This is a genomic window from Kitasatospora sp. NPDC092286, from assembly GCF_044755565.1.
Taxonomy (GTDB): Bacteria; Actinomycetota; Actinomycetes; order Streptomycetales; family Streptomycetaceae; genus Kitasatospora.
Genome location: NZ_JBIVRD010000003.1, coordinates 219114 through 237319, shown reverse-complemented (window position 1 = coordinate 237319; position 18206 = coordinate 219114). Strand labels below are relative to the sequence as shown.

General features: G+C 74.1%; 19 protein-coding genes. 11 read left to right on the top strand and 8 right to left on the bottom strand.

Annotated features, from left to right (window positions below; all coding sequences use genetic code 11):
• Window positions 1-117 precede the first annotated feature (117 nt).
• Both ACIQIB_RS05595 and ACIQIB_RS05590 read left to right on the top strand, forming a co-directional pair.
• Complete coding sequence (locus tag ACIQIB_RS05595) at window positions 118-564, top strand: hypothetical protein (RefSeq protein ID WP_363609090.1); 447 nt, start codon at window positions 118-120, stop codon at window positions 562-564.
• Between the two features lie 110 nt (window positions 565-674).
• Entirely contained in the window at window positions 675-1370 is a 696-nt protein-coding gene (locus tag ACIQIB_RS05590) for a response regulator transcription factor (protein WP_363609088.1), read from the top strand.
• Between the two features lie 328 nt (window positions 1371-1698).
• On the opposite strand, the gene polX is transcribed toward ACIQIB_RS05590, so the two are convergent.
• Entirely contained in the window at window positions 1699-3426 is a 1728-nt protein-coding gene (gene polX / locus ACIQIB_RS05585; RefSeq protein WP_400756875.1) for a DNA polymerase/3'-5' exonuclease PolX, read from the bottom strand.
• A gap of 316 nt (window positions 3427-3742) precedes the next feature.
• Here polX and ACIQIB_RS05580 point away from each other — a divergent pair, with 316 nt between their 5' ends.
• The 3 genes from ACIQIB_RS05580 to ACIQIB_RS05570 all read left to right on the top strand — a co-directional run bounded on the left by ACIQIB_RS05580 (window position 3743) and on the right by ACIQIB_RS05570 (window position 6727).
• Window positions 3743-4483, top strand: a complete 741-nt coding sequence (locus ACIQIB_RS05580) for a sensor histidine kinase (RefSeq protein ID WP_400756873.1) — start codon at window positions 3743-3745, stop codon at window positions 4481-4483.
• Window positions 4484-4715: 232 nt separating this feature from the next.
• Entirely contained in the window at window positions 4716-5360 is a 645-nt protein-coding gene (locus tag ACIQIB_RS05575; protein WP_400756871.1) for an ArsR/SmtB family transcription factor, read from the top strand.
• Window positions 5357-6727 (top strand): MFS transporter, encoded by a 1371-nt coding sequence (locus ACIQIB_RS05570; protein ID WP_400756869.1) that lies wholly within the window; start codon window positions 5357-5359, stop codon window positions 6725-6727. Before ACIQIB_RS05575 ends, ACIQIB_RS05570 begins: the two co-directional genes overlap by 4 nt.
• A 60-nt stretch (window positions 6728-6787) precedes the next feature.
• Here the strand turns inward: ACIQIB_RS05570 and ACIQIB_RS05565 are convergent, their stop codons facing one another.
• A complete protein-coding gene (locus tag ACIQIB_RS05565; RefSeq protein ID WP_400756866.1) occupies window positions 6788-7315 on the bottom strand; it encodes a DUF6629 family protein in 528 nt (175 codons plus the stop codon).
• Between the two features lie 149 nt (window positions 7316-7464).
• Window positions 7465-8493 carry a DMT family transporter gene (locus ACIQIB_RS05560; protein WP_400756864.1) on the bottom strand — a complete coding sequence of 343 codons (1029 nt, stop codon included), beginning with the start codon at window positions 8491-8493 and terminating at the stop codon, window positions 7465-7467.
• A gap of 239 nt (window positions 8494-8732) precedes the next feature.
• On the opposite strand from ACIQIB_RS05560, the gene ACIQIB_RS05555 reads away from it, so the two are divergent.
• Complete coding sequence (locus ACIQIB_RS05555; RefSeq protein ID WP_400756862.1) at window positions 8733-8996, top strand: dsRBD fold-containing protein; 264 nt, start codon at window positions 8733-8735, stop codon at window positions 8994-8996.
• Window positions 8997-9159: 163 nt separating this feature from the next.
• Here the strand turns inward: ACIQIB_RS05555 and ACIQIB_RS05550 are convergent, their stop codons facing one another.
• Entirely contained in the window at window positions 9160-10698 is a 1539-nt protein-coding gene (locus ACIQIB_RS05550) for an MFS transporter (RefSeq protein WP_400756859.1), read from the bottom strand.
• Between the two features lie 99 nt (window positions 10699-10797).
• Here ACIQIB_RS05550 and ACIQIB_RS05545 point away from each other — a divergent pair, with 99 nt between their 5' ends.
• Both ACIQIB_RS05545 and ACIQIB_RS05540 read left to right on the top strand, forming a co-directional pair.
• A complete protein-coding gene (locus ACIQIB_RS05545; RefSeq protein WP_400756856.1) occupies window positions 10798-11532 on the top strand; it encodes a TetR/AcrR family transcriptional regulator in 735 nt (244 codons plus the stop codon).
• A gap of 101 nt (window positions 11533-11633) precedes the next feature.
• Window positions 11634-12470 (top strand): DUF1963 domain-containing protein, encoded by an 837-nt coding sequence (locus ACIQIB_RS05540; protein WP_400651258.1) that lies wholly within the window; start codon window positions 11634-11636, stop codon window positions 12468-12470.
• Window positions 12471-12552: 82 nt separating this feature from the next.
• Here ACIQIB_RS05540 and ACIQIB_RS05535 read toward each other — a convergent pair whose 3' ends face one another.
• From ACIQIB_RS05535 to ACIQIB_RS05525, 3 genes are all read right to left on the bottom strand, one after another.
• Window positions 12553-13077 (bottom strand): hypothetical protein, encoded by a 525-nt coding sequence (locus tag ACIQIB_RS05535; protein ID WP_400756854.1) that lies wholly within the window; start codon window positions 13075-13077, stop codon window positions 12553-12555.
• Between the two features lie 81 nt (window positions 13078-13158).
• Window positions 13159-13437, bottom strand: coding sequence for a hypothetical protein (locus tag ACIQIB_RS05530; RefSeq protein WP_363609064.1), 279 nt, complete (start codon window positions 13435-13437; stop codon window positions 13159-13161).
• Window positions 13438-13485: 48 nt separating this feature from the next.
• A complete protein-coding gene (locus tag ACIQIB_RS05525) occupies window positions 13486-13983 on the bottom strand; it encodes an alpha/beta fold hydrolase (protein WP_400756851.1) in 498 nt (165 codons plus the stop codon).
• Between ACIQIB_RS05525 and ACIQIB_RS05520 the strand changes: the two genes are divergently transcribed.
• Window positions 13952-14272 (top strand): MarR family winged helix-turn-helix transcriptional regulator, encoded by a 321-nt coding sequence (locus ACIQIB_RS05520; RefSeq protein WP_400756848.1) that lies wholly within the window; start codon window positions 13952-13954, stop codon window positions 14270-14272. The genes ACIQIB_RS05525 and ACIQIB_RS05520 overlap by 32 nt on opposite strands.
• 59 nt (window positions 14273-14331) lie before the next feature.
• On the opposite strand, the gene ACIQIB_RS05515 is transcribed toward ACIQIB_RS05520, so the two are convergent.
• Window positions 14332-15324, bottom strand: coding sequence for a hypothetical protein (locus tag ACIQIB_RS05515; RefSeq protein WP_400756846.1), 993 nt, complete (start codon window positions 15322-15324; stop codon window positions 14332-14334).
• 298 nt (window positions 15325-15622) lie between these two features.
• Between ACIQIB_RS05515 and ACIQIB_RS05510 the strand changes: the two genes are divergently transcribed.
• Both ACIQIB_RS05510 and ACIQIB_RS05505 read left to right on the top strand, forming a co-directional pair.
• Window positions 15623-17194 carry a DUF3604 domain-containing protein gene (locus ACIQIB_RS05510; RefSeq protein ID WP_363609058.1) on the top strand — a complete coding sequence of 524 codons (1572 nt, stop codon included), beginning with the start codon at window positions 15623-15625 and terminating at the stop codon, window positions 17192-17194.
• Between the two features lie 62 nt (window positions 17195-17256).
• Window positions 17257-18069 (top strand): polysaccharide lyase, encoded by an 813-nt coding sequence (locus tag ACIQIB_RS05505; RefSeq protein WP_363609056.1) that lies wholly within the window; start codon window positions 17257-17259, stop codon window positions 18067-18069.
• Window positions 18070-18206: the final 137 nt, after the last annotated feature.

The window sequence follows — 18206 nt, the reverse complement described above, 5'->3', positions numbered from 1 at the left end:
GGCGGGGCGCGCGGTCGGCCGGGTTCCGGGTATCTGCCGAACGGCAGATGGCAGCGGCGGGCGCAGCGGCGAGGCTCGTAGTCGTCACCGACCCGCTCCTGCCGGAGGATCCACCTCATGACCAGCACCCCGTCCGTCCGCCGGGCGTTTCCCCGAATGTCTGCCCGGGCGTCTTCCGGGCGGGCGCCCGCCACCGTTCTGGCCCTGGTCCTGGCCGCCTTCGTCTCGTCGGCCGCCGTCACCGGCTGCGCGACGGCGAAGGACGCCACCCCTGAGGAGAAGGTCTTCAGCTACGGCGGAACCACCCTCGACGTGCGTGCCCACGGCCTCCCCACCGACCTGGTCGCGACGGACCGTCAGGATGTCAGGGTGATCCGCTGGTTCGAAGCGCGGGTCATCGGTTCCAAGGAAGCCAGTTGGAGCCTGGACGGTGATGCCCTCGACCTCAGGGCCGGCTGCAACGGCATCGCCAACTGCGATGTGAGGTTCCGGGTGGAGGTGCCGCGCGGTCTGACCGTCCTGCGCGACGGCCGGGCGACCGACCTCGGGGGCAACGCCTCCTGACACCGGCCGTCCTTGCCTCCGGTGTCCGGGTGGGGTGGTGGTGCGCCCGGGGGCGTGGTGCCGACGCGGCCCGGTGTGGCCGGGGCCGTCGGCGTGCGAGACTGCTCGGCGTGACGAGCCCGAACCCGCAGCCCATCCGCACGTTGATCGCGGACGACCAGGAGGCGGTCCGCCGGAGCGTGCGGCGGATTCTGGACGCCCAGCCCGACATCGAGGTGGTCGGTGAGGCCGCCGACGGCGCCGCCGCGCTCGAACTCGCCGGGCAGCTGCGCCCCGACGTCGCTCTGGTCGACATCCGGATGCCCCGGATGGACGGCCTGGAACTGACCCGCAGGCTGGCCGGACCGGGTGCCGTCACCCCGGTCAGGGTGGTCGTGCTGACCACCTTCGACCTCGACGAGTACGTCTATCCGGCCCTGCGGTACGGCGCGTCGGGTTTTCTGCTGAAGCGTTCCGGCCCGGCGTTGCTGGCCGAGGCGGTCCGGGCGGCGGCGGGCGGCGAGAGTCTGATCAGCCCGTCCGTCACCGTCCGCCTGCTGGAACACGTCACCGCGCCCCGGCGTGCCGAGCGGCGGCCCGGACCGGTGGTGCCGCTCACCGAGCGGGAGGTGGAGATCGCCGGACAGGTGGCGGCGGGCCGGACCAACGCGGACATCGCCGCCGAGCTGTTCATCTCACCGGGCACGGTCAAGACGCATGTCGCCAGCATCCAGCGCAAGCTCGACGTGCCGAACCGGGTCGGCATCGCCGTGCACGCCTGGGAGATGGGGTACCCGGTGCCGGCCGCCGGGGGCCGCGCACCCTGAACCGTCCCGGAGGCCCCGGGACGCCCCGGGGGTGTCCGGCGTCGGCCTGCGGTGTTCCGGGCACCGGTGAACCTGCGAGGCCGGGGTGGCCTCCGGACTACGTCCTCCGGCCTGTTAGTTCGATCGTCGACCGAGGTACCAGCGGCAGACCTTGATCCGTCTCGATCTGTCGCCACTGCCTCCTGCGGTCAAACTCCCACTGTTACCTCGCAGGTTCACTACCATCATGCGCCTCTTATGGCCCAGGCACCAGGGGTTTCCGGTCCGGAATCGGGCAATTCGGGAATATTCCGGACCGGTGGCGCGAGGCGTGGCCCCGGGGCGGTCATCACCGCAGCGCGTCCTTGCGCAGGAACCGCTTCAGCCGCTGCCAGGGCCAGGTGTTGATCACGTCCTCGGCGGTCAGCCAGGCCCGTTGGGCGGTGCCGATCCCGTACACCGGGTAGGCCAGTTGCGGGGTGGAGTGGGCGTCGCTGTCGATCGAGAACCGCACCCCGTGCCGTTTCGCCCGCAGCACGTCCTCGTCCCGCAGGTCGAGCCGCTGCGGCGAACTGTTGATCTCGATCGCGGTGCCGGTCCGGGCGGCCGCCTCGAAGACGGCGTCCAGATCGACGTCGATCGGCCCGCGCCGGCCGATCCGCCGCGTGGTGAGATGGCCGATGACGTGCACGTAGGGGTTCTCGCAGGCGCGGATCAGGCGGCGGGTCTGGGCGGCCCGGTCGGCGCCGAAGTGCGAGTGCACCGAGGCCACGCACACATCGAACCCGGCCAGGAACTCGGCGGGCCAGTCCACACCCCCGTCGGGGCCGATGTTCAGCTCCGTGCCGTGCAGCAGGCGCATTCGCCGGTGCCGGCCGGCCAGTTCGCGCAGCCGCTCGCGCTGGGCGAGCATCTTCTCGTCCGTCATCCGCTGCATGACCAGGTCCGGCGCATGGTCGGTGACCGCGTAGTAGGCGTAGCCGCGGGCGGCCGCGGTGTCGATCATCTCCTCCAGGGTGGCCAGGCCGTCGGTGAGATCGGTGTGGGTGTGCAGGTCGCCGCGGAGGTCGCGTTGGGTGACCAGGTCCGGCAGTTCGCTGCGCAGGGCCGCCTCGATCTCGCCGCGGTCCTCGCGCAGCGGCGGTGCGATCCAGGGCAGACCGAGCGCCGCGTACACCTCCTCCTCGGTCGCCGAGACCACCTTCTTCCCGCTCTCGGCGCCGAACAGCCCGTACTCGGAGAGCTTCAGCCCGGCCCGGACGGCCATGGTGCGCAGCTTGATGTTGTGCGCCTTGGAGCCGGTGAAGTACACCAGCGCCGCGCCCCAGTCCTCCTCCGGCACCACCCGGAGGTCGACCTGGAGGCCCTTGGCGGTGCGCACCGAGGTCTTGGTCGGGCCCTGCGCGATCACCTCGGCCACGTACGGGAGTCCGGCGAGCGCGGCCATCAGCGGTGCGGAGTCCTCGGCGGTGGCGAGCACGTCGATGTCGCCGACGGTCTCGCGCATCCGGCGCAGCGAACCCGCGTAGGCGCAGCGGGTGCAGCCCGGCACGGCCGCGATCGCCGCGACGATCTGCTCGGCCTGCTCGGTGGCCGCGTCGAGCAGCGTCCGCCCGCCGGACTGCCGCAGCAGTTCGATGCCGTGCAGGATCTTCTCGCCGCTGCGCGCGCCGAACCCGGGCACCTCGCGCAGCCGTTCGGCGCGGATCGCCTCGGCGAGCTGGTCGACGGAGGCGATGTCGAGGTCGCGGTAGAGGGCGAGCGCGCGTTTGGGACCGACGCTGGGGACGGCCATCACCTCGCGGACGCCGGCCGGGATCATGGCCCGCAGCTTCTCCAGGGACTCCATCCGGCCGGTCGCGAGGTACTCGGCGATCTTTTCGGCGGTGGACTTGCCGACGCCGGGGATCTGCTGGAGCCCCTTGGTGTCCAGCCCGGCGACGTCCTCCGGGAATCCGCCGACCGCGCGGGCGGCCTTCTCGTAGGCGCGGGCCCGGAAGGCGTCCCCGCCGGTGATCGAGATCAGGTCGGCGTACTCCTGGAGCAGTTCCTGGACCTGGTCGTTGAGCCGGGGCACAGGGCCAGTTTAGGGCGGGCGGGGTGATCGGGCCGGGTGGGCCGATCGGTCGGGGAGGTCGGGGGCGCGGGGGTGTTCCGGTGCGCCGGGGCTCTGGTGTTGTCGGGTGCGCTCCGCCGGAGGGTGGGCGCGCCCCGCCGCTCGGGGGGTACGGGTCCAGCCGTTCGGCGGGGTGCGGTGGTTGGTTCGCGCCCTGGAGCCGGATTGTCACCCGTCCGGTGCGGGCGCAGGCTTGGCGGAAGGGCCGGTGAGGCGGCCCGTTCCGGCCCGCCGCGCACCTGACGGTGGCCGCCGGTGAGGCGCGAGGGGTACAGCGATGGCACGCGGGAAGCTCTGGGCCTATGTCGCGTCGGGTGCCCGGGCGCTCGGCGGGTTCGGCGCGTTCGGGGGCTTCGGCGGCGGGTTCGGCGTGGGCGGGGACGGCGTCGGCGAACCCGACGAAGGCCCGGGCCGGTCCCACCCGGGCTCGATGGCCGGGCCGCGGGTGCTGTCCCGGCCCGAACTGGACCGGGTGCACTGGACGGACCGCCCGGAGGGCTGCCCCGCGCAGGCGCACCACGTCCAGGTGGCCGAGCTGGTGCAGCGGGTGCTGCGCGGCGGCGGTCGGGCGGCCCAGGTCGCCAACCGGGTGCCGGTCGGTCTGCCGGTCGTGGTCGCGGACGCCCGTCGACTGGAGTCGGCGCTGGCCGGGCTGGTCGATCACGCGATCCGGCGCAGCCCGCTCGGTGGCAGGGTGCTGGTCAGGGCGGACGCGGTGACCGGACCGGGTGGGCCGGGGCGGTCGGGGCAGGTGGGGTCCTCGACGCGCTCGGGGTATGCGGGGCAGTCGGGGTACTCGGGGCAGGAGAAGGCGTGGGTGGAGATCCGGGTGGTGGACCGCGGTGCCTGCGAACTCCCCGGGGCGCGCCCGTGGTTGATCGAGGGCGGGCGCCCCGGCGGCCCGGTCGGCCTGGCGGTGCAGGGCCTGGTGAGCGCGGCCGGCGCCCGTCTGGAGGCCGAACAGACGCCCGGCGGCGGTCTCACCCTGGTGCTGACCCTCCCGGTGGCCCGCGACTGACCCGTGTGGGCGGGCCGCCCTGTTCGGGTGGCCCTGCTCGGGCCGGCGGCGCGAGGCCGCGGTCCAGTCGCCCGGGGACGGTTCCGTCCCCGGGCTTCGTGCTTTCCTCCTGCCGTTCACCCGGAGCCCGGGCCTGGCGTCGGCCTGTCGTCCGCAGTGCGCGACGGAACCGCCAATACTTCTTCGCAAATAACCCTTTGCGAAGAACTGTTTGCGGTTCTACGCTGCTGCCATGACCGAAGAACGCCGGTGGCCGCACAGTTCGGACCCGCAGACCGATGTCGTCCTCGATGCCAAGGGCCTGCGGGCCCTGGCCCATCCCGTGCGGGTCCAGCTGATCGGGCTGCTGCGCAGGCACGGCCCGTCCACCGCGACCAGGCTCGCCGAGCGGATGGGGCTGACCTCGGGCGCGACCAGCTATCACCTGCGCCAGCTCGCCGCCGCGGGCTTCGTCGCGGAGGACACCGAGCGCGGCAACGCCCGCGAGCGGTGGTGGAGGTCCGTCCACCAACTCACCTGGTGGACGGACATGGAGCTGGCCGACGAGGAGCCGGAGGCCGCCCTCGGTTACCTGCGGTCGATCGCTGCCGTACACACGCTGACCGCGCAGCGGGCCCTGAACGCGTACGAGACCATGCCTCGCGACTGGCGGCACGCGCTCGATCTCAGCGACTGGGGGCTGCGGCTCACCCCCGAGGAGGCCCACGGGCTGGCGGAGGAGCTGGCGGCCGTCGTCGGGCGCTACCGCAGGGCGGACACCGAGGGGGCCGCTCCGGACGGCACCGAGCGGGTGGCGGTGGTCGTCCAGCTGCTGCCCGATCCCGAGGGCGAGGGCGGGGACGACGGCGCTTCGGCCGGATCGGGGGAGCGGTCATGACGGCCGTGGACTCGCCGGCTGCCGCACCGCCGCGCAGCGTCCGGCCGCTGGCCGGGGTGCTCGCGGCGACGGCCGTCTCGCTGACCGGCACCCGGGTCTCGGCCATCGCCCTGCCCTGGTTCGTCCTGGCCACCACCGGCAGCGCCACCATGACGGGCCTGGTCGCCTTCGTCGAGATGACGCCGTATGTGCTGGTCAAGGCGTTCACCGGGCCGCTGATCGACCGGCTGGGCCCGCGCGTCGTCTCCTGGACGACGGACGCGGTGAGCGCCGTCGCCGCAGGCCTCGTCCCGCTGTTGCACGGTCTGGGCGTGCTGCCGTTCTGGCTGCTGCTGATCATGGTCGCGGTGGTCGGCGCGGCGCGCGGGCCGGGGGACTTGGCCAAGGAGGTGATGGTCCCCGAGGCGGCCGACCGGGCCCGGGTGCCGCTGGAGCGGGCCACCGGGCTCTCGGGAGTCACCGAACGGCTGGCCTCCACGGTCGGCCCGGCGGTGGGCGGCGGTCTGGTCGCGCTGCTGGGGCCGATGGCCGGTCTGGCGGTCAACGCGGCCGCCTTCGCGCTGGGTTCGCTGGTCATCGCGCTCGCCCTGCCCCGGGGCATGGGGCGGGCGGTGGCCGCCGCGCAGCCGGCGGCGGAGGGCACCAAGGTGCAGGACGAGCGGGAAGCGCTGGGCGAGCCGGGCGAGCAGGCCGGTTACTGGCGGATGTTCCGGGAGGGCTTCACCTTTCTCCGCGGCGAGCCGTTGCTGCTCACCGTCATCGTGATGCTGGCGGTGACCAACCTGCTGGACGCCGGCTTCATGACGGTACTGGTGCCGGTCTGGGCCCGGGAGTCCGGCGGCGGCCCGGCCGCCATCGGCCTGACCGGCAGCGCCTGGGGGATCGCGGCCGTCACCGGAAGCCTGATAGCGGCGGCCGTCGCCCACCGGCTCCCACGCCGGGCGGTGTTCTTCGCGGGCTTCCTGCTCTGCGGGGCGCCGAGGTTCCTGGTCCTCGCGCTGGACGCGCCGATGTGGGCCGTGCTCGCGGTGTTCGCGGTGGGTGGCTTCGGCTCGGGATTCCTCAACCCGATCCTCGGTGCGGTCCTGTTCGAGCGCGTGCCGCGGCGCCTGCTCGGCCGCGTCCGCGCCCTCGGTGACTCCCTGGCCTGGGCCGGGATCCCGCTCGGCGGCCTGCTCGCCGGTTCGGCGGTGGCCTTCGCCGGGCTGATACCCGTGCTGTTCGTGAGCGGAGGCCTGTACTTCGCCACCACCATGCTGGCCGGCCTCCGCCCGGAGTGGCGGGAGATGGACCGTCTCCGCGGCCAGGGGCAGGCGGCGGACGTCCCCGATTCGGCGTCGCCCGAGCGGTCGGCGGTGTCGGCGTAGGGGTGTCAGGAGGTGATCCGGGCCCTGGGGAGGGGCGGGGCCGACCTGCCGACGGGTGGGTCAGAAGCGGGCCGGGCGGCCGGCCCAGTGGAGCAGGACGACACCGACCAGTGCCGGCAGCGCGCACCAGATCGACACGAAGGCCAGCCGCCACAGTACCGAGCAGAGGACGGCCCCCGCGCCGGTGAGCACGCCGAGGCGGCGCAGCAGGCGGTCGCCGCTGAGCAGCAGGGCGCCGACGGTGGTCAGCAGGTAGCCGGTCAGCAGGGCGGCCGGGTGCGGGACGCCGATGCCGTAGGTGAGGGTGCGGCCGTGTTCCGTGGCCGTCACGGGGTGGGTCGCGGCGGCCACCGCCAGCGGGACGGCGACGAGCGCGCCGAGCAGGGCGAGGCCGGCGAGCGCCTTCCGGCGGTGCGGACCGCCCGCCCGGCCCGGTTCGTGGGCCGCGCACCACACCCCGGCCGGGACCAGCACCGGCAGCATGGGCAGCGCGATCGCCGCCCGTGCGGTCCGGGCCCACCCGGCCGGTCCGGCAGGAAGTTCACCGTCCGCGCCGAGCCAGACCGCGGCCTCGACCAGCTGATGCACGCCCAGCACGAGCGGGAGCGCCGCCAGCGGCAGCCGTTCCGGCCGTCCGGCGCGGAGCGCCTCGCCAGGCAGAGCACACCGATGCCCGAGACCACTCCGCCGGCGACCAGATCCGCCTGCGCGCTCCAGCACATCCGCCGGCCCGCCGGCTACCGGGCAGGTCTGGTGTCGTCGGCGCTCCCGGCCCGGGTCTTCCCGGCCCTGGCGTTCTCGGTTCCGGCGTTCTCGGTTCCGGTGCCGCTGCCGGCCGTCGGCGACTCGGCACCGGCCCGTTCGGCACCGGCCCGCTCGAGGTCGGGCGGCCCGCCGGCGTCCTTGGGCGGGTCGCCGACGCTTCCGGGCATCGCCGGGTGGCGTCCGATGACGATCACCCCGACCACGATGGCCAGCAGCCCGGCCGACTCCCAGGCCAGCGCGCCGGGGGTGATCCGCAGGCGGTCGCCGAGAAAACCGACCGCGCAGGCGATCCCGGCGAGCGGCTGGGCCGCCGTCAGCGCGGGCAGTGACATCCGCAGCGGTGCGGCCTCGAAGGCGCTCTGCACCAGCAGCAGTCCGACCACGCCCGCCGCCACCACGGCATACGGCTGCCAGCTGCGCAGGACGGCGTCCAGCCCGTCGTGGTCGAGGCGTTGCGTCGTCGTCCGGGTGAGCGCGTCCTGGAGCCCGTAGAGCAGACCGGCGGCCAGGGCGAGCAGGGTGGCCTCCTCGAACAGCGGCAGCCGACGGGCGAGCGAGACCAGCAGCAGGGTCAGCCCGACCACCGTCCCGACCACCAGCCAGTGCCGCAGCTCCCCGGCCGGCGGACCGCCGCCGGTGGGGCGGCCGGCCAGGATGAAGGCCGTCACCCCGAGGCCGAGCAACAGCACCCCGGCCCAGCCCGAGCGGCCGAGGCTCTGACGGGTCAGCACCCGGGAGAGCGCCATGGCGAACAGCAGGTTGGTCGCGAGCAGGGGTTCGACCAGGGAGACCTCGCCCTGGTTGAGCGCGAGCGCGGAGAGCACCAGACCGCTGACCATGAAGCCGGTGCCAAGCAGCCACTCGGGCATCCGCATCAGGTCGAGCAGCAGGCGCCAGTGCAGCAGATCGGCACGAGGGGCCCGCTGCGCCGCGTGCTGCTGGAGGACGAAGCCGAGGCCCAGGCAGCAGGCGGCGCTCAATGCGAGAAGGAAGACCGCCACGGAGGGACCACCCGAACGTTGCTGATGGCGCCGCCCCGGCGGTCTCTGGGTTCGACGGCGGTCGCGGCGCGCTCTGGCCAGCGTACCGCCGGGGCTGGGCGTCGGCCGGTCCGGCCGCGCTTGCCGCCGTGGGCGTGGCGGGCGCACGCTGGTGTGAGCGGCTTTGTGAGCGGCCGTGTGCTCCGGCATCCGTGCCGGTCCGAGCAGGCGCGACGGGGGCCGGCGCCAGGAGGTGTGGCATGCACAACCATTGGGATGTGGAGCTGAGCTTCGAGGAAGACGGTGTGCACACGGGGTGCGACGCGAGGCTGACCGGGGCGAGAGCGCCGGGCCTCAGCGCCCACGGGGAGTCCGTGAAGAGCGCGGAGGACCGTCCGCTCGCCCGGATCGGCGAGGAGGTCGCGGCGTCCCGCGCCCTGGAGGCGCTCTCCCGCAAGTTGCGGGCCCAGGCGGCCGGGGAGATCGAGGACGAGGGGCACCGGCCCGGTTACCTGATCTACTGACCGCGGTGTCCACCGGAGCTACCGGCTGCGGCGTCTACCGGGCCGCGACCGGCCGCGACGTCGCCCGCCGATTCGACCGGGGCTGACCGAGACCGACCGGGGCTGACCGGGACCGCTCGTGGCCGCCGCCCCGCCTGGCGCGGAGGCGGCGGCCCGGCGCGGTTCACCGTCGTGCGGCCGCGTCGCGCGCCTCGTCGAGTGCCACCTCGCCGGCCGCGGCGGCTTCCCCCTGCGGGACGGCCTTCGGGCCCGGCTTCGAGCGCGGCACGAACAGCACCGCGATCACGGCCGCCGCACCCAGCAGCGCGGCGGTCACCACGAACGCCCGGTCGTACCCGGCCGCCAGTGCCGCCGCCGGTGTGTCACCCGACTCGGACGCGTGCCGGGTGGCGGTGACCGCGAGAGTGGAGAGCACCGCGAGGCCGATGCTGCCGCCGCACTGGCGCCCGGCGTTCAGCAGCCCGCTGACCAGCCCGGCCTCGTGCGGGGCGACCCCCGAGGTGCCCATCGAGGTGTTGGTGACCATGCAGATCCCGATGCCCACACTGGCCACCAGGGACGGCCCGACGAACGCGGTCAGATAGCCGGACGACTCGTCGAGCCCGCCGAACCAGAGCATCCCGAGGCCGGCCAGCAGCAGGCCGCCGGTGAGGGCGGCCCGGCCGCCGAAGCGGGCGGTGAGCCGGCCGGCGACCATACTGCCCGCCATCGTCCCGGCGCAGAACGGGAGGAACGCCGCGCCCGCCGCCAGCGGGCCGTAGTGCAGCACGTTCTGCAGGTGCAGCGAACAGAAGTAGAAGCCGACCAGCATCGAGGCCCCGATCAGGGTGACGATCACGCTCGCGACCCACGCCGTACGGACCTTGAGCACGCCGAGCCGCACGATCGGCGCGGCGGCGAACCGGGCCTCCCAGGCCACGAAGGCGAGGCCGAGCAGCAGGGCCGCGCCGAGGGTGCCGAGCGTCCGGGCCGAGCCCCAGGGGTGGCGGTCGGTCTCCATCAGCCCGTAGACCAGGACGGTCATCGCGGTGGTGCCGAACACCGCGCCGACGACGTCCAGCCGGCCGGTGCGCTGCGGGCGGACGGCCGGTATCGACCGCAGCGCCAGCAGGGCGGCCACCAGCACGATGGGCGCGTTGACGAAGAACACCCAGCGCCAGTCGAGCAGGTCGGTCAGCACGCCGCCGAGCAGGACGCCCAGTGCGCTGCCGCCGGCGGTCACCATCGACCAGATGCCCAGTGCGCGGGCGCGGGCCGGTCCCTCGGCGAAGGTCACCATGATCAGCGTCAGGCTGATCGGAGCCAGCACCGCGCCGGCGACGCCCTGCCCGGCGCGGGCGGCGATCAGCTGGGCGGGGGTCTGGGCGAGCCCGCCGAGGACGGAGGCGATCCCGAACAGCACCAGCCCGGAGAGCAGCGCGCGGCGGTGCCCGGCGAGGTCGGCGATCCGGCCGCCGAGCAGCAGCAGGCCGCCGAAGGCGAGTGCGTAGGCGTTGACCACCCACGGCAGCGCGCTGTCGGCGAAGCCGAGCGCCTGGCCCATGGCGGGGAGCGCGATGTTCACGATGCTGGCGTCGAGCGTGACCATCAGCTGGCAGACGCAGACGGTCGCGAGGACGATGCCGGGGCGGGAGTGGCCGTGGGTGGGGGAGCTGGGCCCGGCGGGTGCTGTCCTGACGGTGGATGGGGCGGCTTGGGGCATGGCGACCTCCGATGCGAACATTGTTCGCGTAAGGTAAGCCTTACTTAATGGCGTGTGCAAGCGCGCTGCTGGGAGGGGGTGCCGTGGCAGGATGACGGGATGTCTGAGCAGAGCGGTCCGGCCGCATCCGGCGAGTCCGGCGGTTCCGGCGGGACGGGCGGTCCGGGCGAGGCGGCCGACCGGGGCCGGTACGGACGCCGTCGCCCCCGGCCCGGGCTGACGACGGCCGGGGTGGTCGCGGCCGGGCGCCGGGTGATCGAGCGCGACGGGATCGAAGCCCTGACGATGCGTGCCGTGGCGACCGAACTCGGTACCGCGCCGGCCTCGTTGTACCGGCATGTCACCGACCGCGACGCGCTCCTGCTGGCCGTCCTGGAGGAGATCGCCGCAGGCCTGCCGGTGGACGTGCCGGGCGCCGATCCGAAGGCCCGGCTGCTGCGGCGTCTGTGTGACGCCCACGACTACATGGCCGGACACGCCTGGGTGCTGCACATCCTGATCCGGGGCGAACTCGTCGCCGAGAACGCCCTCCACTTCAGCAACGCCTGCCTCGCCGACCTGATGGCCGCCGGCCTCCCGCCCGCCCGGGCCATGCCGGCCTACCGGTCCTGCTGGCACCTCGTCCTCGGCGAGCTGCTCGCCGACCACCCGGTGAGCCCACCCCGCGAACCCAGCCAGCGCCGCACCGTCTTCGCCTCCGTCGACGCCCGGCGGCTGCCGGACCTGGCCCGCGCCCAGGCGGCGGACCCGTACCGCGGGCCGGGCGCGCACTGTGCCGAACTCGCGGTGGCGTTGCGGGCGTTGATCGACGGCCTGGTGGGAGCGGAGGAGTGAGGGGGCGTGCCTCCTCGCCCTGAACGGCGCGGTGGGGCCGGCGGGTGAAGGGAAGGCCCGAACGGCCGCAGTGTGTCATCGGGGGTCCGTAGAGTGACGGCATGATGCGCCCGAACCCTGTAACCGCCGGTGACGAACGGACGCTTCGACGGCTGATCGGCGAGGCCGGGCTCGCGCCGTGGGAGCGCGAGCTGGTGGAGGTGGCCGAGCACGGAATCGCCCTGGGGCCGCGCCCCGCCGGCTTCGAGGGGCCGGAGCCGTTCTCCCGCTGCGGCGGCGTGCCGACCGTTCCGCCCGGCTTCAGGTGGCCGTGTACCGGGTCCGGACCGGATGCGCTGCCGGACTGCTTCGTCGCCCAGATCGATCTGGCGGAGGTCTCGCGGGAGGACGTCAACGGGCTGCTGCCGTCCCACGGCCTGCTCTACTTCTTCTTCCTCGGCCATGACGGCTTCGGTGGCCGCGACCCGGTGACCGTCCTCTTCTTCCCGGACGGGGTGGCCGCCGACACCACGCCCTACGATGTGGCCTCCGATCCGGCGTTCGCCGATGCCACCGCCGGCTGGGGCGCCCCGCCGTGGGAGTTCACCGGCCCGCCGGCCCCGCTGTACGCCGTCGGCAAGGCCATGCTGGCGCGGGTCGAGCGGTTCCACGACGAGCCGCTCGTCGACCTCCCCGACGAGGCCGCCGACCGTCTGGCCGCGCTGGGGTCCGCCGCCTTCGACGTCGCGCCGGAGCGCCACGCGTACCTGGTGCTGCTCGGCCCCGACCGGGAGACGGACCAGTACGTGGTGCCGCCGCACGGCCTCGGCCCGGAACGGATCCTGCTCGATGCGGGGCGCCCGGACTTCACCGAATGCCCGCTCTACTACGTCATCCGCGACGAGGACCTCGCCGCCGCAGACTTCAGCCGAATCGAGGCGGTCACCGTCCAGCGGTGACCCGCTCCGGGGCGCGGGCCGTGACGTGCCGGCGGTCCGCACCGCCGGTGACGCTGAAATGCCGGTAACGGGGGCATGCCGCTCAGCCCCTGATGAGCGGATCGTATGGCTCACCCTCCGGCGTGAAGACCAGAGTGAAGTCCTTGCCCGCCTCGGTGGCGACCTCGCGCAGGCGAGCCAGGACTTCGGCCTCAGTGGGGAGGTCGATGCCGAGAGCCGCAGCCGCGCGGTCCCGCCGAACTGTCAGGTCGGGCATGTCCTCCACGTACTCGGCCGCCAGCTCGCGGCTCTCCTCCGCGGTGAACGCCCGGCAGTCGCGCCACCAGGGTGCGACCAGGAGGAGCCGCAGCAGCTCCGGCAAGCCGATCGCGACCAGAGCCGCGCCGCCTTCGGAATCCGCATACAGGACTGGACGTTCCTCGGCACCATCGCCGCAGAAGAAGTACGTGCCCCCGGCTCCATCGCCCGCGAAGCCTTCCAGCGCCGCGCCTGACGCGAGGTGGACCTCCTCGCCGTGGTCCCCCCGGCCGAGGTCGAAGTCGCCCGGCCAGGCCAGGAAGCGGGCAGCCTCGTCGTGTTCGACAATGGCGGTGATCAGCGATTGCATGCGTCGCACCTTAGCGGCCGGCAAGGACAGTCCTGGGCGACCGTGTTCGCCGTGTCCGTCCGGGGGCTGCTGTCGTGCCGGTCAGGGGCGGGCGGCCAGGAAGTCCGTGAGCCGGAGGTTGAGTTCGGCGGGCCGGGCCATCGGGAGGGTGTGGTGCGAGACCCCGGGCAGGACGGTCACCGCGGCCTCGGGGAGGGCGCCCCTGGCCCGGTCGGCCACCCGCAGGGCGTCGTGCGCGCGGCGGTGCTCCGCCGGCAGGACCAGCACCGGTGCGGTGAGCCGTCGCAGGCGGTCGGCGGTCGGCCGGGGGCCGGTGACCACCCGCGAGGCCGGGAAGCCGGCGTGCCCGAGCGCGTACACCTCGCGCCAGTCGGCGTCGAGGCCGTCGCCCCGGCTCTCCCAGTCCAGCTACGAGCGGGCCCGCGCGGCGCTGCGGGGCGGGAGGAAGAGCGGCAGCGCCCGCAGCGGGTAGCCGGGGCGGAAGCCCGCGAAGCACTGGGCCGGGTCGAGCGGCGCCGGCCGGCCGACCCGCGCCGGGGCGTGCAGCGCGTACTCCAGGGCGATCCACGTGCCGTACGAGTGGCCGCAGAGATCGGCCTCGGTGACGCCGGGTCCGTCGAGCACCGCGTCCAGCCAGGCCGGCAGCCCCGGCACCCCGCCGAGCGCGGGACCGTCGTGACGTGCGGGCGAAAGGACGGCAGGGTGGAGGACCGGATGGGCAGTGAGGTGGACAGCCGTGAGGACGAACCGCGGGACCCGGTGCGGCTGGTCCACCTGCTGCGCGGGCTGACCGTCGAACTCGACCTGTTCGGCGCCGAGTTCGCCGGCCGCCACGGTCTGCACCCGACCGATCTGCGGGCGCTGGTCACCCTGCTTGGACGCCGCCCGCGCCGGGCGGGTGGTCACGCCCGGCCGGCTCGGCGGGGCGCTGCGGCTGAACTCGGCCGGAACCACCGGGCTGGTGGACCGCCTGGAGCGGCTCGGCCTGATCCGCCGCGAGCGCGATCCGGGGGACCGGCGGAAGGTCCGGCTGGTGGTCGAGGAACGCGCGATGGAGCTCGGGCAGGCGTTCTTCGGGCCGCTGATCGCCGGTCCGGTGGGGGCCATGGGCCGTTTCGACGCGGCCGAACTGGCGACGGCCCGGTGTTTTCTGCCGGCCATGACCGAGGTGGTGGCCGCGGCCCGGGAGGAGTGACGCCGCCACGCTCCCGGGCCACGCCCCCGGCGTCTGCGGCTCGTCGGGGTCGCGGTCCGCTACGGCCGCAGCCCGGCGAACTCGTCCAGCACCGCGACCCGCAGTTCGTGCGCGCCGTCCGCGCGGGTCTGCTCGTAGTACAGGTACCAACTGCCCCGGGCCGCGACCACGTCGGCGTAGCGGACGCCCAGCCAGGGACCGTCCTCATCGAGCCGCCGCCAGTCGCACAGGTCGGTGGAGACGGCGAGGCCGCAGCGCTCCTCGTAGTTGCCGCCCGCGTCGGCGGAGCCGTCGTAGAGCGCGAGCCAGCCGCCCCGGCCGTCCGGCAGGACGGCGGTGATCCGGGACTCGTACGCGTCCCAGCCCGCGCCCACGTCCAGCACCTCCGAACCCCGGCCCGCCGGGGCGGTGAAGCGCAGACCGTCCGGTGAGACGGCGAGCGCGCTCGGCTGGACGGTCAGGCCGGTGGTGTGGATGTCGGCGTCGGCGTGGGCGGCGGCGCGTTCCTCGGGGGAGAACGCCCGGGCCCGGGAGACCGTCGCGAACAGCTGGACGGCGCCGTCGTGTTCGAGCAGGTACGGGTCCTTGACGCCCTCGGTGCCGGTGCCGGCCGCGGTGAGCACCGGCGTGCGGGTGGCGAGGTCGAAGGCGTCCGGGGAGTCGGCCCGGACGACGTCGATGCGCCAGCGGTTGTCGGCCGGGTCGACGTAGCTGAGGTAGAGCAGGTAGGAGCCGTCGCGCCGCAGCAGGGCGAAGCGCTCCATCGAGGGGGAGTCCAGTTCGGCGCGCTCCACCGACCAGAGGTCCCGGAACTCGACGCCGTCGGTGCTCTCGGCCACCGCGCAGCGCCAGCCGCGGTCGCGTCCGCCGCCGGCGCCGCCGTCCAGGCCGCGCGGGCGGCGCTCGCGGTAGGTGAGCAGAAAACGGTCGCGGTCGGCCTCGTAGCGGATGCTCGGGCAGCCGGCCCAGTAGCCGGGCTCGGGCCGTTCGGGGGCGCGGACGACGATCGAGCCGCCGAGGTCGGGAGGGGTGGGCAGAGCGGTGGGGGGCACGGTGGACCGTCCTTGTCGAGGCGGGTGATGGGCTCCGGCAGTTTCTATCAGATCGATAGAAAGTAGGGAATGGTGCGCCCATCGCCACCGCCAGGCCGTGGCCTGGGCGCCTCCCTGTGTGGCCTGCGAGCTTCTGTGAATCCCGTGTTTCACCCTGTGGCGATCGGACAACACCGACCGCTCTGGCCTTGACCACCTCCGGAAGATCGGGAAAGACTTCTTCTCAGAGTCAATCAAATGTCGGGCCAGCGACCCTCGCACCGGCACCCCGAAAAGACCGCAGAGGACGACCGACCCGATGACAGCCCCCACCACCGACGCGCCCGGCTACGGCGGTCTCGGCCTGTACGTCGGCGACATCCACAACCACTGCGGCATCAGCTACGGCCACGGGTCCATCGAGGACGCCTACGCCAACGCCCGGCTCCAGCTCGACTTCGCCAGCGTCACCGGCCACGGCTGGTGGCACGACCTGCCCGAACGCACCCCCGAACTGGCCTCCCTGGTGGACTACCACACGGAGGGCTTCGCCCGGCTCGCCCGGCGCTGGGAGCACGTTCAGGAGGTCACCGCCGCCGCCCACCAGGACGGGCGCTTCGTCACCTTCCAGTCCTTCGAGTGGCACAGCCTCGCCTACGGCGACCACTGCGTGTACTTCGACGGCCCGCGCGGCGAGATCATCCGGGCCGGCAGTCTGGAGGAACTGCGCGCCCGGCTGCGCCGGCTCGCCGCCGAGGGCGTCCGGACCTGGGCGATCCCGCACCACATCGGCTACGGCACCGGACGGCGCGGCATCAACTGGTCCACCTACACCGAGGAGTTCGCCCCGGTGGTGGAGATGATGTCGATGCACGGCTGCGCCGAGTCCGACGAGGCTCCGCGCGCCTATCTGCACACCATGGGCCCACGCGACACCACCGGCACCGCCGTGCACGGTCTGCGGCTGGGCCACCGGTTCGGCCTGATCGGCTCCACCGACCACCACAGCGCCTTCCCCGGCAGCCACGGCCACGGACGACTGGCCGTCTGGGCGCCGGAGTTGACCCGCACCGGGATCTGGGACGCGATCCAGCAGCGCCGCACCTACGCCATCACGGGCGACCGCATCCTGCTCGCCACCTCCGTCAACGACACCCCGATGGGCGCCGAGACCGCCCCCGCGGCCCGCCGCCGGATCCGGGCCACCGTGCACGGCCGGGACGCCCTCGACCATGTCGAGGTGCTGCGCAACGGCGTCCCGATCCACCGCGTCAGCCGCCACGAACTTTTGGGCGGCGAGGGCTCGTCCACCGGATTCGACGGCACGCTCGGCTTCGCCGTCGGCTGGGGCAGGCGCGGCGAGCCGGTCCGCTGGGACGTCACCCTGCGCGTCGAGGGCGGTCGACTGCTGGACGTCCAGCCCAGGTTGCGCGGATCCGAGACGGTCGCCCCGGCGGAGGCCGAACCGGCGGACCACCGGCCGTCCGACTGGCAGCGCACCGGGCCTGCCGAGATACGGCTGCGCACCGTGACCGACGGCAACCCCAACACCGCCACCGACAGCACCCAGGGCTTCTCGCTGCGGGTCGCCGGGGACGCCCGCACCCGGCTGGCCGCCGTCGTCAACGGTGTCGACACCTCCTGGTCCGTCGCCGAGCTGCTGGAGGGGCCGCGCAGCGGATTCACCGGCGGGTTCGTCTCCGGCGCCTACCGCTTCGACCGGGCCGTGCCCGCCCGCGAGCTCACCGCCGAACTGGACCTGGTGGACGAACGCCCGGCCGGGGACGCCGACTTCTACCACGTACGGGTCCGGCAGACGAACGACCAGTGGGCCTGGTCGAGCCCGACCTGGGTCGGGCCGGCGACGCGGTCCTGTCGCCGGGCCGGCTGACGCAGCCGTCGGCCGGCCGCACCCCGGTCACCCGTCCGTACGCCCCGAGGAGAACCCGACCCATGTCCCGCCAGCCCCAGCGCCGCCTCGCCGGTGCCGTCCTCACCGCCGCCCTGGCCCTCGGCGTCACCGCCGCACCCGCCTGGACCGCCCACGCCGCCACGGCGGCCGGTGTCCCCTCGGCGGCTGGTGCCGTTACGGCCGCCTCGGTCGTCTTCGCCGACGACTTCGAGTCCGGCACCGTCGCCAACTGGACCCGCCAGCGCATCGACGGCAACGGCTCCATCACCGTCACCGGCGCGCCCGCCGGGGGCACCGGGCAGGCCGCCCGGTTCAGCGTGCCCAACGACGGGCAGTCCTACCGCGCCGAGGTCGCCGTCAACGCCCTCGGCTGGGGCAGCTACCGTTTCGCCCTGGCCGACTACCTGCCCGCCGACTGGGCGCAGACCTCCACCGAGACCATCGTCGCCCAGTGGCACGGCTACCCGCTCGCCGACGGCAGCGACACCAAGCCGCCGATCGCGCTCACCGTCAAGGACGGCAGCTGGCGGCTCAAGGTGCACTGGCTGACCGATCCGACCACCGTCCAGGAAGCCGTGATCCCGCTCGGCACGGTGCAGTTCGGGCACTGGAACCAGTGGGCCTTCGACATCGCCTGGTCCACCGACACCACCCCGGGCGCGATCACCGTCCTGCGCGACGGGGTGCAGGTCGGCGCCTACAACGGTCTCAACAACTACCACCAGAACCAGGCACCGTACTTCAAGACCGGTATCTACCGCGCCAACTGGAACCCGGCCAAGAACATCCCGTACCCGACGGGCGGACCGGACGTGGTGCTCTACAGCGACAGCGTGGTCGTCACCAAGTACTGAACCGGCGCCGGGGGGGGGCCCCGCAACCCCCCCCCCCCCCCCCCCGCCCCCCCCCCCCCCCCCCCCCCCCCCGGGGGCGGGGCCCGCCGGGGGCGGGCCCCCCCCCCCCCCCCCCCCCCCCCTCCGTTGTAAGCCCG